We start from the raw sequence: 2,500 nt of genomic DNA on the forward strand, positions 1-2,500 counted from the left end.
TCCCAAAGCAAAAAACCCCAGTCGATGTTGACTGGGGTTTTTTGGGCTGTAAGAGCCTGACGATGACCTACTTTCACACGGGAACCCGCACTATCATCGGCGCAAAGTCGTTTCACTGTCCTGTTCGGGATGGGAAGGAGTGGTACCAACTTGCTATGGTCATCAGGCATAAAGGGTTGCTGATCTGCTTTTTTGGGCAGATCGGCGAATTCATAGAGTCTGGAATCAGATTTTGTGTATTTTGACTGCGTCTAACTTGGCATAACAGACTTTGAGCTTCACGCTGAGAGCGTGTTGGCTATCAAAGTTATAGGGTCAAGCCGCACGAGCAATTAGTACTGGTTAGCTTAACGCATTACTGCGCTTCCACACCCAGCCTATCAACGTCCTGGTCTTGAACGACTCTTTAGGGGGCTCAAGGCCCCGGCAGATCTCATCTTGAAACGAGTTTCCCGCTTAGATGCTTTCAGCGGTTATCTCTTCCACACTTAGCTACTCGGCAATGCCACTGGCGTGACAACCGATACACCAGAGGTGTGTCCACTCCGGTCCTCTCGTACTAGGAGCAGGCTTCCTCAAATCTGCAGCGCCCACGGAAGATAGGGACCAAACTGTCTCACGACGTTTTAAACCCAGCTCACGTACCTCTTTAAATGGCGAACAGCCATACCCTTGGGACCGGCTACAGCCCCAGGATGAGATGAGCCGACATCGAGGTGCCAAACACCGCCGTCGATATGAACTCTTGGGCGGTATCAGCCTGTTATCCCCAGAGTACCTTTTATCCGTTGAGCGATGGCCCTTCCATACAGAACCACCGGATCACTATGTCCTGCTTTCGCATCTGCTCGACTTGTCAGTCTCGCAGTTAAGCACGCTTATGCCATTGCACTATCGTCACGATGTCCGACCGTAACTAGCGTACCTTCGAACTCCTCCGTTACGCTTTGGGAGGAGACCGCCCCAGTCAAACTGCCTACCATGCACTGTCCCCGATCCAGATAATGGACCTAGGTTAGAACCTCAAACACACCAGGGTGGTATTTCAACGTTGGCTCCATGAGAACTAGCGTCCTCACTTCAAAGCCTCCCACCTATCCTACACAGATCTGTTCAAAGTCCAATACAAAGCTACAGTAAAGGTTCATGGGGTCTTTCCGTCTTTCCGCGGGGAGATTGCATCATCACAAACATTTCAACTTCGCTGAGTCTCAGGAGGAGACAGTGTGGCCATCGTTACGCCATTCGTGCAGGTCGGAACTTACCCGACAAGGAATTTCGCTACCTTAGGACCGTTATAGTTACGGCCGCCGTTTACTGGGACTTCAATCAAGAGCTTGCACCCCATCATTTAATCTTCCAGCACCGGGCAGGCGTCACACCCTATACGTCCACTTTCGTGTTTGCAGAGTGCTGTGTTTTTATTAAACAGTCGCAGCCACCGATTTTTTGCAACCCCTTTGGGCTTCCTCTGTACGAGTTCACCTACTTGGGGCATACCTTCTCCCGAAGTTACGGTATCAATTTGCCGAGTTCCTTCTCCTGAGTTCTCTCAAGCGCCTTAGAATACTCATCTCGCGCACCAGTGTCGGTTTGCGGTACGGTCGTCAATAGCTGAAGCTTAGTGGCTTTTCCTGGAAGCAGGGTATCACTCACTTCGTCTGCAAGCAGACTCGTTATCACCCCTCATCTAAGCCCGGCGGATTTGCCTACCAGGCACGACTACAGGCTTGAACCAACATATCCAACAGTTGGCTGAGCTAACCTTCTCCGTCCCCACATCGCACTATTGATCGGTACAGGAATATTGACCTGTTTCCCATCAGCTACGCATCTCTGCCTCGCCTTAGGGGCCGACTCACTCTACGCCGATGAACGTTGCGTAGAAAACCTTGCGCTTACGGCGAGGGGGCTTTTCACCCCCTTTAACGCTACTCATGTCAGCATTCGCACTTCTGATACCTCCAGCATCCGTTACCAGACACCTTCACAGGCCTACAGAACGCTCTCCTACCACTTGCAATAAATTGCAAATCCGCAGCTTCGGTAACTGGCTTAGCCCCGTTACATCTTCCGCGCAGGACGACTCGATCAGTGAGCTATTACGCTTTCTTTAAATGATGGCTGCTTCTAAGCCAACATCCTGACTGTTTTAGCCTTCCCACTTCGTTTCCCACTTAGCCAATTTTAGGGACCTTAGCTGGCGGTCTGGGTTGTTTCCCTCTTGAGTCCGGACGTTAGCACCCGGTGCTCTGTCTCCCAAGCTGTACTCTGCGGTATTCGGAGTTTGCATAGGTTTGGTAAGTCGCCATGACCCCCTAGCCTAAACAGTGCTCTACCCCCGCAGGTAATACTTGAGGCACTACCTAAATAGTTTTCGGAGAGAACCAGCTATTTCCAAGTTTGTTTAGCCTTTCACCCCTATCCACAGCTCATCCCCTAGTTTTGCAACACTAGTGGGTTCGGACCTCCAGTACCTGTTACGGCACCTTCATCCTGG

2 rRNA genes (1 of these 2 cut by a window edge) are annotated in these 2,500 nt (G+C 51.0%); both read right to left on the bottom strand.

Going from position 1 to position 2,500, the window contains the following annotated elements:
- Positions 1–54: 54 nt before the first annotated feature.
- Positions 55–167: ribosomal RNA gene (rrf, locus tag AAFF19_RS00005) — 5S ribosomal RNA — on the bottom strand.
- Positions 168–311: 144 nt separating this feature from the next.
- Positions 312–2,500 (bottom strand): 23S ribosomal RNA (locus tag AAFF19_RS00010) (it continues 690 nt past the right edge of the window).

The sequence above is a fragment of the Acidovorax sp. FHTAMBA genome (genome assembly GCF_038958875.1).
Taxonomy (GTDB): domain Bacteria; phylum Pseudomonadota; class Gammaproteobacteria; order Burkholderiales; family Burkholderiaceae_C; genus Acidovorax.